The following is a 19,150-nucleotide window of genomic DNA, read 5'->3' as shown; positions in this document are numbered from 1 at the left end:
CTTCCTTACAGGCCTGCGTGGGCGGCAATGGCGGCGGCGATGGCCAGGGCCAGCTCTTCGGGTTTGCGCTTGATCGAGTAGTTGGTCAGTTCAGGGTGGCTTTCAACGAAGCTGGTATTGAACTGGCCGCTGCGGAATTCCGGATTGCGCAGAATCTCCTGGTAATACGCGGCGGTGGTCTTGACCCCCTGCAGGCGCATGTCATCCAGGGCCCGCAGGCCACGGTCCATTGCTTCTTCCCAGGTCAACGCCCAGACCACCAGTTTCAGGCACATCGAATCGTAGAACGGCGGAATGGTGTAGCCGGTGTAGATCGCCGTGTCGGTGCGCACACCCGGGCCGCCAGGGGCGTAATAGCGGGTGATCTTGCCGAAGCTGGGCAGGAAGTTGTTTTTCGGGTCCTCGGCGTTGATACGGAACTGCAACGCAAAGCCACGGTGCTGGATGTCTTCCTGCTTGACCGACAGCGGCAGCCCGGAGGCGATGCGGATCTGTTCGCGAACGATGTCGATACCGGTGATTTCTTCGGTGATGGTGTGTTCCACCTGCACCCGGGTGTTCATCTCCATGAAGTACACCTCGCCCTCGGCGAGCAGGAACTCCACGGTGCCGGCATTCTCGTAACCCACGGCCTTGGCGGCGCGCACCGACAGGTCGCCGATGTAGGCGCGCTGCTCGGGGGTCAGCTGCGGGCTCGGGGCAATTTCGATCAGCTTCTGGTTGCGGCGCTGGATCGAGCAGTCACGTTCGAACAGGTGCACCACGTTGCCGAAACTGTCACCGAGGATCTGCGCTTCGATGTGCTTGGGATTGACGATGCATTTTTCCAGGAACACTTCCGCCGAACCGAATGCCTTGGTGGCTTCGGAAATGACCCGCGGGAAGGCCTGTTCGAGTTCTTCGCGGCTGTTGCAGCGACGGATACCACGACCGCCGCCGCCGGAGGTGGCCTTGAGCATCACCGGGTAACCGATCCGATCACCTTCGGTCAGCGCTTCTTCAATGCCCGATACGTTGCCTTCGGTGCCCGGCGTGACCGGCACACCGGCCTTGATCATGCTGCGGCGCGCTTCGGTCTTGTCGCCCATGCGGCGAATGACTTCTGCCGAGGGGCCAATGAATTTGATTCCACGTTCAGCGCAGATGTCCGCCAGTTCGGCGTTTTCCGAGAGAAAACCGTAGCCGGGGTGCAAGGCATCACAGCCGGTTTCCACCGCCAGGTTCACCAGTTTGCGCGGGTTCAGATAGCCGGCCAGCGGATCGGCGCCAATGCTGTGGGCCTCGTCCGCACGTTTGACATGCAACGCATGGCGATCCGCGTCGGAGTAGACCGCGACCGAGCGAATGCCCATCTCGGCGCAAGCGCGCACGATGCGGACGGCAATCTCACCACGGTTGGCGATCAGGATCTTTGTTATCAATTGGAGGTTCCCTTGAGCCGGTGATACCACGGCCTGGGGTTCAGGCCGACGCGTGACCAGATGTAACAATTGGTCGCAGCCCCACACTAGTCCTGGCTGTTGATTAACAAAAATGAATATTTATTGGGCCGTGCATAAACAAAGACTTATAGTTGAGCTATTCGTCTCGGGCCAGGGTGCTTAGAAAATGCGTAAGTCATTGATGCGTATGACATTGCGTCAATTGCAGATTTTCAACGAGGTGTGCGACCTGAGGTCCTACAGCCGTGCAGCTGATGAAATGTCTCTCACACAACCGGCCGTTAGCCTACAGATTCGTTCCCTGGAAGAGCTGATTGGCCAGCCGTTATTCGAGTATGTCGGTAAAAAGCTCTACATGACCGAAGCCGCCGAAGCCCTGCAACGTGCCAGCCGAGACATCTTCGGACGCCTGGAAAACCTCGATATGCAGCTCTCGGACATGCAGGGTTCGCTGCAAGGTCAATTGAAGCTGGCGGTGGAGTCCAGCGCCAAGTACTTCGTCCCGCACCTGTTCGCCGCGTTCAAGCGCCAGCATCCGGAGGTCAACCTGAACCTCACGGTGGTCAATCGCGGCCAGGTCATCCGCCGGCTCTCGGACAACCGTGACGACTTGGTGATCATGTCCATGGTGCCCCAGGACATGGGCCTGGAATTCCTGCCATTTCTCAACAATCCAATCGTCGCCGTGGCGCCGCCCGATCATCCGTTGTGCCACATGGGCCCGCTGCGCTTGCAGGACCTGGAGCCCTATACGCTGCTGTTGCGCGAACCAGGGTCCGGCACGCGATTGGCCTGCGAGGAGTACTTCAAGGAGAAACGAGTGCATTTCACCCAGACGCTGGAGGTGGCGTCGGCGGAGGCCCAGCGTGAATGCGTGGTGGCCGGGCTGGGCGTGGCGCTGTTGACGCGCCACGCCGTGAGCCGGGAATTGTCGTCCGGCGCACTCATCGAGTTGCCGGTGGAGGAGTTGCCGCTGTACCGCAGCTGGTGCCTGGTGCAGGCCAGGGCCAAACGCCTGTCACCGGTGGCTCACGCCTTCCTGGCATTCGTTCGCGGTGAGCGCGCTCAGATCATCGACCTGGTTGAGCGTTTCGACGGGAAGCCGCCGGCGCTGCCTGCCAGTAACTGAACTCTGCCGCGTCAGGAAATTCGCTGATTTCGGCCAGGAGCTGGCGCTGTTCATAGCGGTCTTCGATGGCACGACGGAACGCCATGCGGCGCTGGTCTTCCTGCTGACGACGGGTTTTGACGGCGCTGCGTTCTTCGTAGGACTGGGTCATGTCGAGACTCCCAAGACGTATACGGGAGCTTTACGATGACGGCGCGGGATGACGGTTTGGCGGCGCGTGCGTTACAGAACGATGAATTCGGGCAAATGATCCCTGTTCCCGCTGGGCCGTAGGAGCTGTGTAGGAGCTGTCGAGCGGAGCGAGGCTGCGATCTTTCCACTGACAATTGAGTCAAAAGCGAAAGATCAAAATCAAAAGATCGCAGCCTTCGGCAGCTCCTACCTAAGCCCAACGGGAGCAAGCTCCCTCGCCACAGAAACCCAGCAAGTCAAAATCGGCTCAGTCGTCCAGCGCCTTCACCGACTTGGGCGACAGCCGCAGGCTGCGAAGGCTGCGTTTCACGCTCTTGAGGTGGTTGACCAGGCTTGGACCACGGGCCATGGCGACCCCCATTGCCAGCACGTCGATCACCACCAGGTGGGCGATGCGCGAGGTCAGCGGCGTGTAGATCTCGGTGTCTTCATGCACGTCGATGGCCAGGTTCACCGTGGACAGTTCCGCCAATGGCGTCTGGCTCGGGCACAAGGTAATCAGTGAGGCACCGCTTTCGCGCACCAGGTTCGCGGTGATCAGCAAGTCCTTGGAACGCCCCGACTGGGAAATGCAGATCGCCACATCGGTAGGTTTCAAGGTCACCGCTGACATGGCCTGCATGTGCGGGTCGGAATAGGCCGCTGCCGTCAGCAGCAACCGGAAAAACTTGTGCTGGGCATCAGCTGCCACCGCGCCCGAGGCGCCGAAGCCATAAAACTCGACACGCTGGGCCTGGGACATGGCCGTGACGGCTTTTTGCAGCGCCACCGGGTCGAGCTTCTCGCGAACCTCCATCAGCGTATGCAGGGTCGTGTCGAAGATTTTCAGGCTGTAGTCAGCAACGGAATCGTCTTCATGGATCGCAAACTGACCGAAGCTCGCGCCGGCGGCCAGGCTTTGCGCCAGTTTGAGTTTCAGGTCCTGGAAACCCGAGCAACCGATGGCCCGGCAGAAACGCACGATAGTCGGTTCGCTGATGCCGACGCTGTGGGCAAGATCGGCCATGGAGCTATGCATCACGGCCGCAGGATCAAGCAGTACGTGATCGGCGACTTTCAGCTCCGACTTGCGTAGCAAGTGGCGTGACTGGGCGATGTGTTGCAACAGGTTCAAGGGGCTGGACTCTTGTTATGGGCAGGTGCCGGGATGTAGCAAGCTTGTAGTTATACTACAAGAATTGGCTTTTTGCCCGTCCAAAACGTAACTGGATTGCCTCGCTGCCCCTTTGTTTTGGCCGAGGATCCCCCGATGTAGCAGCTTGTGCCGTAGCGCAAACCTTCAACGCTGCCGATCCGCTGATTTCCAGGCCCGTCCTGAGCTTCCAACCCGGGGGAAATCGTCTATTGGTCATTGGCCAATCACCCAATAACTTGCTCCCATGACTTCCCGTCAGACGAATTCGTTGCCTGACGGGAAGTATCATCGTGGTTCAGGCTCATTCAGCCAGGTGTTGCGCCCGCAACAACCCAGCCAACCCTTCAGCCTCCACCGGCCGGCTGATCAGATACCCTTGAACCTCATCGCAACGTTCATTCCTGAGGAATTCGAGCTGCTCCTGCCGCTCAACGCCTTCGGCCACGACTTTGAGCGACAACCCGTGGGCCATTGCAATGATTGCCCGGGTAATTGCCGCATCCACGCTGCCCTCACCCAACCCGCGAATGAACGCCTGGTCGATCTTCACGTAATCCACCGGGATGCGCTTGAGATAACTCAGGGATGAGTAGCCAGTGCCGAAATCGTCGATCGCCAGCTTGACCCCAAGGTCACGCAATTGCTGGAACGTGGCGATGATGTGTTCAACGCTGTCGAGCAACTGGCTCTCGGTCAACTCCAGCTCCAGGTATTGCGGGGCCAGACCGGTTTCCTCCAACACCTGCCGCACCAGGCTGACCAGCTTGCCCTGGCGCAATTGATGCACCGACAGGTTGACGGACACCCTGATCGGCGCGAGCCCCTGGCGCTGCCATTCGCATGCCTGCCAACAAGCCTGGCGCAATACGAATTCACCAATCGGCCCGATCAACCCGGTCTCTTCGGCCAGGCCAATGAAATCCCCCGGTGGAACACGGCCCATGGCCGGATGATCCCAACGCACCAACGCCTCGGCGGCGTTCAGGCGACCGGTCGCCAGGCACAGTTTTGGCTGATAAAAAACCTTCAGTTGTTGCTCTTCCAAGGCCTTGCGCAGCTGATTCTCCAGTTGCAGGCGCTCCAGCGTGCTGGCCTGGAGGCTGTCGGTGTAGAACTGGAAATTGTTGCCCCCTAAATGCTTGGCATGTTGCATGGCCATGTTCGCCTGGCTGACCAGCATGGCAACTTCCCGCGTGTTGTCGGGCAACAGGCTGATGCCGATCGAGGCACTGAGCACCAGTTCATGGCCCTCTATGGTCAGTGGCACACGCAGCTTGGCAGCCAGCCGAGTCGCCACCCGCGCCAGGCTCGAAAGATTGCCATAGGCATCGAACAACACCGCAAACTCATCGCCCGATAGCCGCGCGATGGTATCCGCCTCGGGCAGCGCATTGATCAGGCGTCGTGCCATTTTCTGCAACAACTGGTCGGCGATGTCATGGCCGAGGCTGTCGTTGAGCAACTTGAAACGGTCCAGGTTGATATGCAGCAACGCCAGGCTGCGCCGTCCGCCCTGGCGCACACGCTGATGAGCCTCGTGCAGCCGCTCGCGAAACAGCGAGCGATTGGCCAGCCCGGTCAATTCGTCGTAATGGGTCAGATAGCGCATTCGCTCTTCGGATTCGCGTCGCGCCGAAAGATCGGCGAAGAAGCCCACGATATGACTGACATTTCCCCGAGCATTGCGCACGACGTTCAGTTGCAGCCATTGCGGATACAACTCGCCGTTAGCCCGAGCTTCCACCAACTCACCCTGCCAGGTACCGTGCTGCTTGAGCGCTTGGCGAATGATGGGGTAGTGCCGGCGCGCGTCGCGACTGCACGGCAGGTCCACCACGTTGCGCCCGAGCATGTCATCGATATTGAAACCGGTGACCCGCGTGAACGCCTGATTGGCAGCGAGTAGCACGTAGTGGGGGTCGAAAATCACGATACCTTCGCTGGCGGCTTCGAACACCGTGGCCGCCAGTTGCCGTTGCTGCTCGAGCTCCTTGCTGGTGCTGATGTCTCTCCGGGTGCCGACCATACGCAGTACCCGTCCGCTGACGCTGCGCTCCACAGCCCGGCCGCGGTCCTCGATCCAGACCCAGTGGCCATCGCCGTGGCGCACACGGTATTCGATCTGGTAATCCTCGCTGCGGCCCTTGAGGTGTTCGACCAAGGCCCGCTTGAGCGCCGGCAGGTCCTGAGGGTGCAGGCGCGGAGTGAGGTGAGTGAGCATCGCCGTGATGTATTCGGGCTCCAGGCCGAAGAGCTCCTTGAGCTGAGTGTGATGAACTTCGTCAGTCTGCAGATTCCAGTCCCACAACCCCAGCTCGCTGGCCTTGAGCGCCAGGGCCAGACGCGCCTCACTCTTGCTCAACGCCTGGCTGGCGACCTCCAGTTCAAGACTGCGCTGCGCTACCCGCGCCTCCAGGCCAACCTGGGCCGCCCGCAGTTTTTCCTCCGCAGAACGGCGTTGCTCGACCTCCCGGGCCAGCGCGTCGTTGAGCTGGGCGCTGCGGGTTTGTGCTTGCTGCAGATGCTCGATCAGCGCCTGGTTCTGGAAACGTCGCAACAGGCTGCTTTGGATCAAGCGGTTGACTTGCCAGGCCACCACGCTCAGCGAGACCAGCACGATCAACCCAAGCCAGCCCCACCCGCGTTGCTGCTCGTCGCCGCCCCAGAAGAGGTAGCTGATGGCCGGTAACAGGCAGGGCAAGGTAAAGGACAGGAATGCGGGAAGGCTCACCGCGTAGGCCACGCTGGCCGACAGGGCGGCCGCGCCAATCAGGCCGAACACCCAGGCCTGCTGCTGGAAACTGTCAGCCGGGACCAGCGCGATACCGGCCCCAGCCAGCGTCAGGCCGGTCATCGCCGAGCCCAGCAAAAACATACGCAACCAGATCGGGTGTGCCTGGCGGCTGGGCATCGCCGAATCGAAAGCCGCCACCTGGATCACCCGCAAGGCCACCAGCGACAACAACCAGACGAGCCAGACGCTGACCAGGAAATAGCGCCGCGGCTCCCACAACAGCGCGGCGCAGACCAGACCGTTGAGCAACATGAACAGCGTAGGCAGCAGCGAGCCTTGATACAGCAGACGTGTGCGCTCGACCGCCATCTCCATGGCGTACTGCTTGCAGATGACCCGCGGCTCCACACAGGGGCCCGCCGGATCGGAATTGAGGGTCATTGGCACTGTTTTTGTTCTTATTCAGTGGAGCGTGGAGAACCCGAAACAAGCACCGAGCATACACAAGCCATGGGCCATCCCACACTGCCCCAGCTCATAAAAATACGGAAAAAGTCGCTATTTCATTGGCTCGCGCCCCTTCGAAGCGAGTCCCGCCAATGGCTGTAGCCCATGACCCGCCGGTCATCCACAAGCGGTCTTTTATCGGCTGATGCAAAGCTCGGTTTGCCCGGGGTGACGTCGCACCCTAGAATGCCCCGATGCGCGATGATCTCTCCCTTCTGCTGAACTCCCTCAACGATGCCCAACGTCAGGCCGTAGCTGCCTCCGTGGGTCGTCAGTTGGTCCTGGCCGGTGCCGGCTCCGGTAAAACCCGAGTGCTGGTGCACCGTATCGCCTGGTTGATCCAGGTCGAGAACGCCTCGCCCCATTCGATCCTGTCGGTGACGTTCACCAACAAGGCCGCGGCCGAGATGCGCCATCGCATCGAACAACTGATGGGCATCAACCCTGCCGGCATGTGGGTCGGCACCTTCCACGGCCTGGCGCACCGCTTGTTGCGGGCGCATTGGCAGGAGGCCGGGCTGAGCCAGACCTTCCAGATCCTGGACAGCGACGACCAGCAGCGCCTGGTCAAGCGGGTGATCCGCGAGCTGGGCCTGGACGAGCAGCGCTGGCCGGCCCGTCAGGCCCAGTGGTTCATCAACGGCCAGAAAGACGAAGGCCTGCGCCCGCAGCACATCCAGGCCAGCGGCGACCTGTTCCTGGCGACCATGCGCAGCATCTACGAAGCCTACGAGGCGGCGTGCCAGCGCGCCGGGGTCATCGACTTCTCCGAGCTGCTGCTACGGGCGCTGGACCTGTGGCGCGACCACCCTGGCCTGCTGGCCCATTATCAAAAGCGCTTCCGGCATGTACTGGTGGACGAATTCCAGGACACCAACGCCGTGCAATATGCCTGGTTGCGCCTGCTCGCCAAAGGCGGCGACAGCCTGATGGTGGTGGGTGACGACGACCAGTCGATCTACGGCTGGCGCGGCGCCAAGATCGAGAACATTCACCAGTATTCGGCGGATTTTCCCGACGCCGAAGTCATCCGCCTGGAACAGAACTACCGCTCCACCGCCGGCATCCTCAAGGCCGCCAACGCCCTGATCGCCAACAATACCGGACGCCTGGGCAAGGAATTGTGGACCGACGGCGGCGAAGGCGAAGCGATCAATCTCTACGCCGCCTTCAACGAACATGACGAAGCCCGCTACGTGGTGGAAACCATCGAAAGCGCGCTGAAAACCGGCCTGGCCCGCAGCGACATCGCCATCCTGTACCGTTCCAACGCCCAGTCGCGGGTGCTGGAAGAGGCCTTGCTGCGCGAACGGATCCCCTACCGCATCTACGGCGGCCAGCGCTTCTTCGAGCGTGCTGAAATCAAGAACGCCATGGCCTACCTGCGCCTGATCGAAGGACGCGGCAACGACGCGGCCCTGGAACGGGTGATCAACGTGCCGACGCGGGGCATCGGTGAGAAAACCGTCGAAGCGATTCGCGATCACGCGCGCCACAGCCATGTGTCCATGTGGGAAGCCATGCACCAACTGGTCGCCAACAAAGGCATGACCGGTCGCGCCGCTGGCGCCCTGAAGGCCTTCATGGACCTGATCGAAGACCTGGCCGCCAAGTGCGGGGAAATGCCTCTGCACTTGATGACCCAGACCGTCATCGAGCAGTCCGGCCTGATCGCCTACCACGAAGCGGAAAAAGGCGAGAAAGGCCAGGCTCGGGTGGAAAACCTTGAGGAACTGGTCAGCGCCGCGCGCAACTTCGAAAGCACCGAAGAAGACGAAGACCTGACGCCGCTGTCGGCCTTCCTGGGTCACGCTTCCCTGGAGGCCGGTGACACCCAGGCCGACGAACATGAAGACAGCATCCAGCTGATGACCCTGCACAGCGCCAAGGGCCTGGAATTCCCCTACGTGTTCCTGGTGGGCATGGAAGAAGGCCTGTTCCCCCACAAGATGAGCCTGGAAGAACCGGGACGCCTGGAAGAGGAACGGCGCCTGGCCTACGTCGGTATCACCCGCGCCATGCAGAATCTGGTACTGACCTACGCCGAAACCCGACGTTTGTATGGTAGCGAGACCTACAACAAGGTGTCGCGCTTCGTACGCGAAGTACCGAAGGGCCTGATCCAGGAAGTGCGGCTGTCCAACAGTGTCAGCCGTCCGTTCGGTGGCGGCCAGCAGCAAAGCACCAGCAGCCTGTTCGGCGGCAGCAACATCCCGGAAACCGGCTTCAGCCTCGGCCAGACCGTACGGCATTCGGTATTCGGCGACGGCGTGATCCTCAACTTCGAGGGTGCCGGCGCCCAGGCGCGGGTGCAGGTGAACTTCAGCGAAGGCAGCAAGTGGCTGATGCTGGGGTATGCCAAGCTGGAAGCGATCTAAGGATTTCGTAAGAAGCACCTTGCTGTGGGAGCAAGGCTTGCCCGCGAGGCGGTGGCACATTCAACACAGATGCGTCAGACAGATCGCTATCGCGGGCAAGCCTTGCTCCCACAGGTATCTCTCTCTATCCCACATTAGTTTCCGACCGAACTTATTTACTTTTCCTACAGCCCAAAGCGAACAAGCCTTCTTGCACAGCCCAAGCTGAACCTAAGCTGTCACGCAAAAGCCCGAAACACTCTGCCGCTAGCCAGCAACAGTTCAGCTGTGCAACATGGCGCGCGTGCTATCCACAAATGGGAATGCCTTTATATGAAACGTTTTCTTAGCATCGCCATGGCGCTGTGCATTGGCCTGACGATGGCCATCGACGCCAATGCCGCCAAGCGCTTTGGCGGTGGTAAAAGCTCGGGCGCTGCCCCGACTCACCAAACCAGCCAGATGGCACCGTCCTCTGCCGCCGGCTCTACCGCTGCCACCGCAGGCGCTGCCGGTGCCGCGGGCGCTGCCACCAAGGCCAGCGGTGCTTCGCGCTGGCTCGGCCCCCTGGCCGGCATCGCCGCCGGTGGCCTGCTCGCCTCCATGTTCATGGGCGACGGCTTCCAGGGCATGCAGATCTTCGACATCCTGATCATGGCGGTCATCGCCTTCCTGGTCTTCCGCTTCATTGCCGCCCGTCGTCGCAAGCAGCAGGAGCAATTGGCTCCAGCCGGCCACGCGCCGATGCAGCGTGAAGTGTTCAACCAGCAGCCTGCCAGTGGTTCGATCTTCGGTGGTTCGGCAGCGCCTGTGACCGCCCGTCCGGTCATCAATGCGCCGGCCTGGTTCAACGAACAACGCTTCATCGAAGCCGCGCGCAGCCACTTCATGTCCCTGCAGCAACATTGGGATGCGAACGAAATGGACAAGATCGCCGAATTCGTGACCCCGCAACTGCTGGAGTTCCTCAAGCGCGAGCGGGCCGAACTGGGTGATGGCTTCCAGTCCACCTACATCGACAATCTGCACGTGCAGCTGGACGGCGTCGACGATCGCGCCGACAAGACCATCGCCACCCTGACCTTCAGCGGTGTGTCGAAGGATTCTCGCTTCGACAAGGGCGAAGCGTTCAGCGAAAGCTGGAACATGGAACGTGCCCAGGGCGATGACCAGCCTTGGCTGGTGGCCGGTATCCGCCAGAACGGTTGAACCTTTGCCCGTTTTGCATGTTGAAATAAAAGAACCCCGGCTCAGGCCGGGGTTTTCTATTTCGCGGTTGCATCTATAGCGAGCTACTGTATAAACCGCTCCATATAAAACCGCGCCATCGAGAAAGAGGATCCCCGGACGTGGAAGAAATCATCGAACAATTGCGTGAAGCCAACGAGCCCGTACCGGTCCCGCTGGAGTTGCCCGACGAAGACTTGCTGGTAGAAATCGAAGAGCAGCTGTTCATCGATATCCCATTCGTCTTCAGGGAGTTTTTGCTGACCGTCAGCGATGTCGTCTATGGCAGCCTGGAACCGGTGACCGTCACCGATCCACAATCCCACACCTACCTGCCGGATGTGGCCGCCAATGCCTGGGATGCCGGTGTCGACCGCAGCCTGATCCCGATCTGCCAGGACGGCGACGATTATTATTGCGTCGAAGAAGACGGCACTGTGGTGCTGTGGCAGGCCGAAGAAGAACTGATCGCCGAAGAGACCTGGGAATCGGTCTGGCACTGGGCGCGGGACGTCTGGCTGGAAAGCTGAGCCCCGCGGCCGGTCAATGCCCGGACTATTCCTTGTGGTTGTCCAGGGTTTCAAGCAAGGCCACCTGCATGCGCGTATGCAGGCGGATGAACCAGCGCCAGAGCAATGCCGCCACGGCAGTCGCCACCACGGCGATCAGTACGAGCAACTTGTTGGTCGGCAGAATGCTGGCCGACAAGGCTGCCAATAGCAGGAAAATCACCAGCAACGAGAGAATCGGGATCACTTCGGCGATCACCCGACGCACGCGCTGGGTGTGGCGGCCAGCCATCTCCGGCTTCACGCCCATCTCCGCCAGCAGCATCGACAGCGCCTTGAGCTTGCGATAGGCGGCGATCAGGAACGGTAGCGACAGCAGCAACGCCCCGCCCCAGATCAATGCCTTCTGCCAGCTCGGGTCGCTGATCCATGCTTGCAGGTACGCCGACATCCGCTCGGCGAAAAAACCACCCGAAACGAAAATCGCGATGACCAGCGCCAGGTTGACCCCGACCTGCAGCAAAATCCGCCTGATCATCGAGGCCACCACCGCCCCCTCTCCGTGGGGCTGGATGCTGCGCAGCCATTCGCCATACATCCCCAACACCCGTGTCAACCGTTGCGGCATGACCGTCGCCAACTTGACGGACAGTGGGTCGGCGGCCCGGATCAGGTACGGCGTCAGCAGAGTAGTCAACACCGAGACGGCGACCGCAACCGGATAGAGGAAATCGCTGGTGACTTGCAGGGTCATCCCCAACGACGCGATGATGAAGGAGAATTCGCCGATCTGCGAAAGGCCCATCCCAACGCGCAGCGAGGTGCGTCCGTCGTTGCCGGCGATAAAGGCACCGAGGCCGCAGGACAACATCTTGCCGAGCACCACTGCGCCCGTGATCACCGCAATCGGCCAGGCGTACTGCAGCAATATCGCCGGGTCGAGCATCAGCCCGATAGCGACGAAGAAGATCGCGCTGAACAGATCCCGCACCGGTTCCACCAGCCGCTCGATTTTCAGCAGTTGCCGGGACTCAGCCATGATCGCACCGATCAGGAACGCCCCGAGCACCATGCTGTATTCCAGCTTCACCACCAACAGGCAGAAGCCGAAACACAATCCCAACACAGTAATCAGCAGCATTTCGTTGCTGTCGAACTTCGCCACATAGGCTAGTACCCTCGGCACCAGCAGAATGCCGACGACCAACGCGACGATCATGAACAACGACAACTTGCCGACCGTGGAGAACACTTCGCCGGAACTCACGGTGCCGCTGACGGCAATGCTCGACAGCAAGGCGATGATGCCAATGCCCAGAATGTCCTCGACGATCAACACCCCGAAAATCAGCTGCGCGAAGCGCTCGTTCTTCATCTTCAGGTCGTTGAGGGCCTTGACGATGATGGTGGTGGAGGAAATGGCCAGGATCGCACCGAGGAACAGCGAGTCCATGGTGCTCCACTCGAACCAGCGGCCGATTTCATAGCCGATCCAGATCATCAGCACGATTTCGAGGAACGCCGCGATGAAGGCCGTGGCCCCAACCTTGAACAGCTTTCGCAGGCTGAATTCCAGGCCCAGGCAAAACATCAGGAAGATCACCCCAAGCTCGGCCAGGGTCTTGATCGTGTCTTCGTCGTGAATAAAACCGAACGGTGGCGTATGCGGGCCAATGATGAAGCCGGCCACGATGTAGCCCAATACCACCGGTTGCTTGAAACGATGAAAGAGCACGGTCACCAGCCCCGCTGCCATCATGATGATTGCCAAGTCTTGAATGAAACTAATGGCATGCATGTCGGAGCTCCCTGTTCAAATGACTCATCGCAGAGCTGGAGAAATCCATTTCCTCTGTAGGAATTGCCCTCACAACGGGCTTTTGAAGGGTAACACCGCGACTTTCGACAAAAAGACGGTGCAATATATGGAAACAGATCCATCGGCGCGTGACGGCAACCACAGGCGCAGCGTCCCGATATCGGTGGTTTTTAAAACCTGGTGACCTGTTTGCAGGCCACCCACCAGCACCCGCAGAGGTGCACTCCCGAATTGCTGCCTTGAACCGTGAGTACGTTATGGAACCCGGAAACGCCCAACTGTCGATGACGGTGTTGATGACCCCCGATATGGCCAACTTCTCTGGCAATGTCCATGGCGGCACCTTGCTCAAATACCTCGACGAAGTCGCCTACGCCTGCGCCAGCCGCTACGCCGGGCGCTACGTGGTGACCCTGTCGGTTGACCAGGTCATTTTCCGTGAGCCGATTCATGTCGGCGAACTGGTGACCTTCCTGGCCTCGGTGAACTACACCGGCAACACGTCGATGGAAGTGGGCATCAAAGTCGTGACCGAAAATATTCGCGAACGCTCGGTGCGCCACACCAACAGTTGCTTCTTCACCATGGTTGCGGTGGATGACCTGCGTAAACCCGCAGCCGTGCCGCCCTTGCAGCCACACAACAGCGAAGAAAAACGCCGCTACGAACAAGCCCAGCAACGCCGGCAGATTCGCCAGGAACTGGAAAAGCGTTATCAGGACATCAAGGCAGACGGGCCCTAAGCGACCGCCGAAAATCAATTGTGGGGAGCTTGCTCGCGATGAGGCCATTACATTCAACATCAATGTCGACTGTTAGACCGCCATCGCGAGCAAGCTCGCTCCCACAGGGATTTGCAGCATTTCCCCGGGTGCGATCAGAGACTGATCGGCACAGCCTCGAACCGCACCCGTGGATGGGCGATCCGGTCCTGGGCGCGGACCAGTTCCAGCTCATAGCTTGTGCAGGCCTGGGTTTCCAGCAGCACTTCATGCACCGCTGCGGCAGTGAACTCGAGCGCCGCCACCAGACTGTCCCCCAACAGTATCCGCGCCAGGAACAACCCTGACGTCAGGTCACCCACGCCCACCGGCTGACGCGGGAAAGCCAACAGCGGACGGCGCAGGTGCCAACTGCCCTCGGCGGTCACCAACAGCATTTCGAAGCTGTCATCCGGCTTGCCAGGGTAGGCCAGGTGCTTGACCAGCACTGCCTTCGGGCCACGGGCCAGCAATGCCCTGGCCATGGCCAGGCAATCGAGCAACGATTGCGCCTTGCGCCCTGAAAAACTGTCCAGCTCCAGTTGGTTCGGGCACATGAGGTCCGCCACGGCAGCAGCTTCTTCCAGGAGAAACTCGCTCACCTCGGGCGCCACGATACAGCCCTTCTCTGGATGCCCCATAACCGGGTCACACAGGTACAGCGCCTTCGGATTGGCGGCCTTGATCCGCGCCACGCCCGTCAGAATCGCCCGCCCCTGAGCCGCGCTGCCCAGGTAACCGGACAACACCGCATCGCAATGGCCCAGCTCACCGATGGCCGCAATGCCTTCTACCAATGCCGGTATCTGCTCTGGGGCCAGCACTTCACCGGCCCATTGGCCGTACTGGGTGTGATTGGAAAACTGCACGGTGTTGAGCGGCCAAACGTTCACGCCAACCCGCTGCATCGGAAACACTGCGGCGCTATTGCCGGCGTGTCCGAACACCACGTGGGACTGAATGGCAAGCAGATGAGGCGTACGTTTCATGCGGGAAATTTCCGTAAAACGATTGAAATTCAAGCCGCGCAGTATGCGACTAAACGCAGCCTATACGACAGACCGGCGAGACAGTTAAGCTGGCAGCAACTTGTTGGAGCACTTCGTTCATGCTGACCCTTGGAAACATTTTCGTGCTGATGTTGCTGGCTACCGGCGGCGCCTGGCTGTGGCACAACCATGGCTTGCGCGAACGGGCGTTGGCGAGGGTCGTGCAGCATTGCGCCAACCTCAAGATCGAGCTGCTGGACGGCAACGTGGCGCTGAAAAAGATCGGTTTCGTGAAAGACGCCAGCGGACGACGACGGCTGGCTCGCGTCTACACCTTCGAGTTCACCGTCACCGGCGAAAGCCGCCATTCGGGCACCATCACCCAGTTTGGTGCCCACAGCGCACAAATAGAGCTGGCGCCCTACCCGATGCCCTTCGAAGAAACACCGCCAACGCCGATTGAACCGGTCCAGGCCAGGCCCAGGGCTGAAGTCATCGAGTTGAGCCAATGGCGCCAGGAACACAACAAATGGAAGCCATGAAACACGGCTGACTCAGCGACACTGACAATTCGCCAGCCCGGCTTGCAGACCATCAACGTCTTGCGCCCGATCGAAAATCAGCTCGATCCGAGAATCCTGGCGCCACTCACTGGCTTGCCAACCCAGCGCCGCCCCCTCCAGCGCATTGGTTGAAAGCCAACCGTCAACGCTGTGGATAACCATCTTCGCCCGTTTCCAGTCTTGGCCTTGTAGCCATCGCGTCAATGCCGCTGCGTCGAATTGCTGGCTAGGGTGCCAGCGCCAACCAATACTCCAGCCACCTTCCTGCTGCTGATACAAGCAGATCGGCAGCGTTGGGTCGGACCAAATGGCCGGTATCTGGCTCAGGCTCTTGGGCAAGATCAAGTTATCCACAGCTCCGCTGCCCCGAGCCGCAAGGCCTGGCAATCGATCAATCGGCAGCGCAGCCTGTTGCGTCCAGTACAACGTACGTCCTGGCAGTTGCGCCGTCAGCCGTTCGCGATCGGCTTGTGTGAGGGTCTCGGACTTGTTCAGCACCAGCAGTCCGGCATCCGCCAGGGTTTGTTGCTGCGCGTCGGGCAAGGGCTTGCCGTCCGCCATCGCCCGGGCATCCAACACCAGCACACAGGGTTGCACCGTCAGCACGCCGAGCCATGGCGCTTCGCTCAACTGTCGCAGCAACTGTGCCGGATGACCCAGGCCCGAGGGTTCGATGAACAGCCGATCTGGCCGGGCCTTGCGTAGCAAACGCCCAAGACCGATCTGAAACGGCGCGCCGTTGACGCAGCACAAGCAGCCACCGGCCACTTCGCCCAGTGCGATACCATCGCCCGCCTGGGTCAGCAACGCGGCATCCAGGCCGATCTGGCCGAACTCATTGATCAGCACCGCCCAGCGCTCATTGGCCGGGCGCTGCGCCAGCAGATGCCTGATCAGGCTGGTCTTGCCGGCGCCCAAGGGACCGGCGATGACATGGGTGGGAATGTGCTGCAACATAATCGACGGCTTTCGATGGAGGTGAATATGCGAATGATCGGCTGGTTGTTACTGGCACTGACTTCGAACCAGGCATTGGCCCAGGCTTGCGTGGTCCACAGCCAGGCGGAGCGGCTGGACGTGAAAGTCTGCCAGCAGAACCGCAACATCCCGCAGAAGCTGTTTGCCGATGGTTTCTGCCAGCCAAACCTTGCCGGCCAGAAGGTCGAGGTGCAATACGTCGATCAATGCCCCGGCGGCGCGTTTGGCGTTTGCAGCAACGCCCAGATCGCCAATATGCCTTACCGCCAGGATATTCACTATTACGGCGTGGCGACCGATGCCGCTTATCTGCAGCCCTTTTGCGAAGGGCAGAGCCAAGGCACCTGGCTCAAGCCTTAAGCCAGCCAATCCAGCGTGAGAATCAATCGACGCTCTCCCGGCGCGAGCTCCGGTGATCGATGGATCAGGCCAAGGCCTTCGTTGCCTTGCCATTTTTCGCCTTTAAGCAAACCCACATCACCGCAACGAAACTGCTGGATCACGCGCGGATCACTGGGCTCAGCCTCAGGCTCGGCAAGTCGTCGACGGTCCATGGCACCTTCCTCAAGCCACTGGCTGCCGACGCCCGCATAGGTGGTCAGCAGCCGCACCGGCACGTGGTCAACGTGAAAGCGCGGACACATCGCCTTGTCCAGCGTGCGCAGGCGCAGGCCGACACATTGGGCACCCAATAGGCAGGCAAATGCACTGACCAGCCAGGAGACATCGGCGATAAAGCCTTCATAGCCTTTCAGGTCGCTGAAACCTGCAGCCAGGCCCTGCAACGCCGGCTGCGTGTCTTCCTCCGGCAACTCGAGCACGCGTGATTCGGCCAGCGACTGGTCCATCGCCAGCACCATGGCCGCAAAATCGCTGATGTGTGCAGGAAGCTGACGCTGCCAGACCGCCAGGTTGGTGCCGTCGTCCAGGATCTGCGTGAATACCCCTGGCGTGTCACCTTGGGCCTGCCGTACCGGCACCGCCCTTTTCAAACTGGGCGCCAGCATCACGCTGCCACCTCTTCATGCCATGGACCGAACGGATCGGGTAACAAGCGCCAATTTTCGGCGCCTAAGGCCATTTCCGCGTCTGTGAGCAAGCAAGCGTCCAATTCAGCGGTGAGCTGGCTGAAGTTGATGTCCTGACCAATGAAGACCAGCTCCTGACGGCAATCGCCTGTGGCAGCGAGCCAGTTCTTCATGATCGCCGCTGTGCTCTCTTCATCCTGCGGCCATTGGTTTTTCGGCACGAACCGCCACCAGCGCCCGGCAAAACCATGCCGCATCAAGCCCCCGGCCTGGGACCAACTGCCCGCCTCCTCAGGTTTGCTGGCCAGCCAGAAGAACCCCTTGGAGCGCAGGAGTTTGCCGTTAGGCCATGGACGGTCGATGAAACTGAAAAAGCGCTCGGGATGAAACGGTCGGCGTGCCCGATAGGCGGTCGAGGCGATGCCATATTCCTCGGTTTCTGGCACGTGCTCGCCACGCAGCTCCTGCAGCCAGCCAGGGGCCTGGGCGGCGCGTTCGAAGTCGAAAAGGCCTGTGTCGAGGATTCTGCCCAGCGGCACCTGCCCCATGACCATGGGGATGATCTGTGCCTGGGCGTTGAGACGCTGCAGAATCACGGTCAACTCTTCCCGTTCATGCTGGCTGATCAGGTCGATCTTGCTGATCAGAATCACGTCGGCAAACTCGATCTGTTCGATCAGCAGGTCGGTGATCGAGCGTTCATCGTCCTCACCCAGGGTTTCACCCCGTGAAGCAAGGCTTTCAGCGGCTTGGTAATCCAGCAGGAAATTCACCCCATCGACCACCGTCACCATGGTGTCGAGCCGCGCAACATCGGCCAGGCTTCGGCCTTCTTCATCACGAAATGTGAAGGTTTCTGCCACCGGCAACGGTTCGGAAATACCTGTGGACTCGATCAGCAGGTAATCGAAACGCCCTTCCCTGGCGAGTTGCCCAACTTCTTCGAGCAAGTCCTCGCGCAACGTGCAGCAGATGCAGCCGTTGCTCATTTCCACCAGTTTTTCTTCGGAACGACTCAGGGTGACATCTCGCTGGACTTCGCTGCCATCGATGTTGATCTCGCTCATATCATTGACGATCACCGCGACCCGTAGATTGTCGCGATTACGCAAAACGTGGTTGAGCAGCGTGCTTTTGCCAGCACCGAGAAATCCGGAAAGGACGGTTACGGGAAGACGATTGGGCATCAGGTATATCCTCATCGGGCGGCCGCTTCGACTACGGCTCGTTTCCAGGGTTTGGCGTGGTTCAGGATCCGGTTGTTTTTATGTTATAGTATAACAGCGCCATTCAACCAGCCCCGCCTGTCCTCATTGGTCTGAGAGCAATCCATGCGCAATCGTCTGAAGTTTATTTTTGCGGGCCCGCTGTTGCTGTGGGCGCTAGGCGCTGCGGCCCAAAGTCCACTCCTGGCGAACTGCACCCGCAGTGCGAATTTACTGGCGTGCGTGGATAGCCAAGGCAATGCCTATAGCGTCGCGACGGCTGGAAACACCATTTATTTACGAGGTTTTGAAGCGGCCAGTCGTCGTTATTGGGCGCAAACAAACAGCCGTTACGGTCAGCTCACCTTCTTTACTGGCTTGGCATCGGATGGAGAAAGTTGGGTCGGATACAGCCGGCGAGTGGGCTGGACGACCCTTAATCGTTTCTCGAGCTCCGGTGGTAGTGGGGGCGCATTTGTATGCGGGCGCATGAACGGTTGCCAGGATTCATCGCGCTGATGTTTCACGTGGAACGTGCACGTTTGGGGAAATGAAACTCCTTTCATGGAAAAGGT

Annotated in this window: 17 protein-coding genes; 8 read left to right on the top strand and 9 right to left on the bottom strand. The window is 60.2% G+C overall.

The genetic code is table 11. The annotated features are described in order from the left end of the window. Positions 1–5 precede the first annotated feature (5 nt). Positions 6–1,421 (bottom strand): acetyl-CoA carboxylase biotin carboxylase subunit, encoded by a 1,416-nt coding sequence (locus tag ASC85_RS11150; RefSeq protein WP_003206982.1) that lies wholly within the window; start codon positions 1,419–1,421, stop codon positions 6–8. A 187-nt stretch (positions 1,422–1,608) separates the two neighbouring features. Here ASC85_RS11150 and ASC85_RS11145 point away from each other — a divergent pair, with 187 nt between their 5' ends. After that, positions 1,609–2,571: a LysR family transcriptional regulator gene (locus ASC85_RS11145; RefSeq protein ID WP_057449357.1), complete on the top strand. Its 963-nt coding sequence runs from the start codon at positions 1,609–1,611 to the stop codon at positions 2,569–2,571. Here the strand turns inward: ASC85_RS11145 and ASC85_RS11140 are convergent. The 3 genes from ASC85_RS11140 to ASC85_RS11130 all read right to left on the bottom strand — a co-directional run bounded on the left by ASC85_RS11140 (position 2,513) and on the right by ASC85_RS11130 (position 7,073). Next, entirely contained in the window at positions 2,513–2,722 is a 210-nt protein-coding gene (locus ASC85_RS11140) for a PA3496 family putative envelope integrity protein (protein WP_057449356.1), read from the bottom strand. The genes ASC85_RS11145 and ASC85_RS11140 overlap by 59 nt on opposite strands. Before the next feature lie 288 nt (positions 2,723–3,010). Further along, positions 3,011–3,877, bottom strand: coding sequence for a transcriptional regulator HexR (hexR, locus tag ASC85_RS11135; protein WP_003187110.1), 867 nt, complete (start codon positions 3,875–3,877; stop codon positions 3,011–3,013). A 322-nt stretch (positions 3,878–4,199) separates the two neighbouring features. Further along, a complete protein-coding gene (locus tag ASC85_RS11130) occupies positions 4,200–7,073 on the bottom strand; it encodes a putative bifunctional diguanylate cyclase/phosphodiesterase (protein WP_057449355.1) in 2,874 nt (957 codons plus the stop codon). A 260-nt stretch (positions 7,074–7,333) separates the two neighbouring features. On the opposite strand from ASC85_RS11130, the gene uvrD reads away from it, so the two are divergent. The 3 genes from uvrD (at position 7,334) to ASC85_RS11115 (ending at position 11,253) form a co-directional block, all read left to right on the top strand. Continuing rightward, positions 7,334–9,517, top strand: coding sequence for a DNA helicase II (gene uvrD / locus ASC85_RS11125; RefSeq protein ID WP_018613920.1), 2,184 nt, complete (start codon positions 7,334–7,336; stop codon positions 9,515–9,517). 312 nt (positions 9,518–9,829) lie between these two features. Next, positions 9,830–10,705 carry a Tim44 domain-containing protein gene (locus ASC85_RS11120; protein ID WP_057449354.1) on the top strand — a complete coding sequence of 292 codons (876 nt, stop codon included), beginning with the start codon at positions 9,830–9,832 and terminating at the stop codon, positions 10,703–10,705. Positions 10,706–10,845: 140 nt separating this feature from the next. Beyond that, positions 10,846–11,253 carry an SMI1/KNR4 family protein gene (locus tag ASC85_RS11115; protein ID WP_003187120.1) on the top strand — a complete coding sequence of 136 codons (408 nt, stop codon included), beginning with the start codon at positions 10,846–10,848 and terminating at the stop codon, positions 11,251–11,253. Positions 11,254–11,278: 25 nt separating this feature from the next. On the opposite strand, the gene ASC85_RS11110 is transcribed toward ASC85_RS11115, so the two are convergent. Further along, positions 11,279–13,030: a cation:proton antiporter gene (locus tag ASC85_RS11110; protein WP_057449353.1), complete on the bottom strand. Its 1,752-nt coding sequence runs from the start codon at positions 13,028–13,030 to the stop codon at positions 11,279–11,281. A 278-nt stretch (positions 13,031–13,308) separates the two neighbouring features. Here ASC85_RS11110 and ASC85_RS11105 point away from each other — a divergent pair, with 278 nt between their 5' ends. Further along, positions 13,309–13,794 (top strand): acyl-CoA thioesterase, encoded by a 486-nt coding sequence (locus ASC85_RS11105; protein WP_014340939.1) that lies wholly within the window; start codon positions 13,309–13,311, stop codon positions 13,792–13,794. Positions 13,795–13,928: 134 nt separating this feature from the next. Here the strand turns inward: ASC85_RS11105 and pdxY are convergent, their stop codons facing one another. Continuing rightward, entirely contained in the window at positions 13,929–14,801 is an 873-nt protein-coding gene (gene pdxY, locus ASC85_RS11100; protein WP_046063330.1) for a pyridoxal kinase PdxY, read from the bottom strand. A gap of 119 nt (positions 14,802–14,920) precedes the next feature. Between pdxY and ASC85_RS11095 the strand changes: the two genes are divergently transcribed. Continuing rightward, positions 14,921–15,343: a DUF3301 domain-containing protein gene (locus ASC85_RS11095; RefSeq protein WP_046063331.1), complete on the top strand. Its 423-nt coding sequence runs from the start codon at positions 14,921–14,923 to the stop codon at positions 15,341–15,343. A 12-nt stretch (positions 15,344–15,355) separates the two neighbouring features. On the opposite strand, the gene ASC85_RS11090 is transcribed toward ASC85_RS11095, so the two are convergent. After that, positions 15,356–16,321, bottom strand: a complete 966-nt coding sequence (locus ASC85_RS11090) for a CobW family GTP-binding protein (RefSeq protein WP_057449352.1) — start codon at positions 16,319–16,321, stop codon at positions 15,356–15,358. Positions 16,322–16,348: 27 nt separating this feature from the next. On the opposite strand from ASC85_RS11090, the gene ASC85_RS11085 reads away from it, so the two are divergent. Further along, positions 16,349–16,702 (top strand): hypothetical protein, encoded by a 354-nt coding sequence (locus tag ASC85_RS11085; RefSeq protein ID WP_057449351.1) that lies wholly within the window; start codon positions 16,349–16,351, stop codon positions 16,700–16,702. Here ASC85_RS11085 and ASC85_RS11080 read toward each other — a convergent pair. After that, on the bottom strand, positions 16,699–17,349 hold the full coding sequence (locus ASC85_RS11080; RefSeq protein ID WP_057449350.1) for a DUF1826 domain-containing protein: 651 nt from the start codon (positions 17,347–17,349) through the stop codon (positions 16,699–16,701). The two genes, ASC85_RS11085 and ASC85_RS11080, sit on opposite strands and share 4 nt — an antisense overlap. After that, positions 17,349–18,557 carry a zinc metallochaperone GTPase ZigA gene (gene zigA / locus ASC85_RS11075; RefSeq protein WP_046063334.1) on the bottom strand — a complete coding sequence of 403 codons (1,209 nt, stop codon included), beginning with the start codon at positions 18,555–18,557 and terminating at the stop codon, positions 17,349–17,351. The genes ASC85_RS11080 and zigA overlap by 1 nt, the downstream gene beginning before the upstream one ends. Positions 18,558–18,701: 144 nt before the next feature. On the opposite strand from zigA, the gene ASC85_RS31075 reads away from it, so the two are divergent. Continuing rightward, complete coding sequence (locus ASC85_RS31075) at positions 18,702–19,094, top strand: glutamine synthetase (RefSeq protein ID WP_082097963.1); 393 nt, start codon at positions 18,702–18,704, stop codon at positions 19,092–19,094. The last annotated feature ends 56 nt before the right edge of the window (positions 19,095–19,150 follow it).

Source organism: Pseudomonas sp. Root401 (genome assembly GCF_001425105.1).
Classification (GTDB): Bacteria; Pseudomonadota; Gammaproteobacteria; order Pseudomonadales; family Pseudomonadaceae; genus Aquipseudomonas; species Aquipseudomonas brassicacearum.
This window is presented reverse-complemented; position numbering and strand designations above follow the sequence as displayed.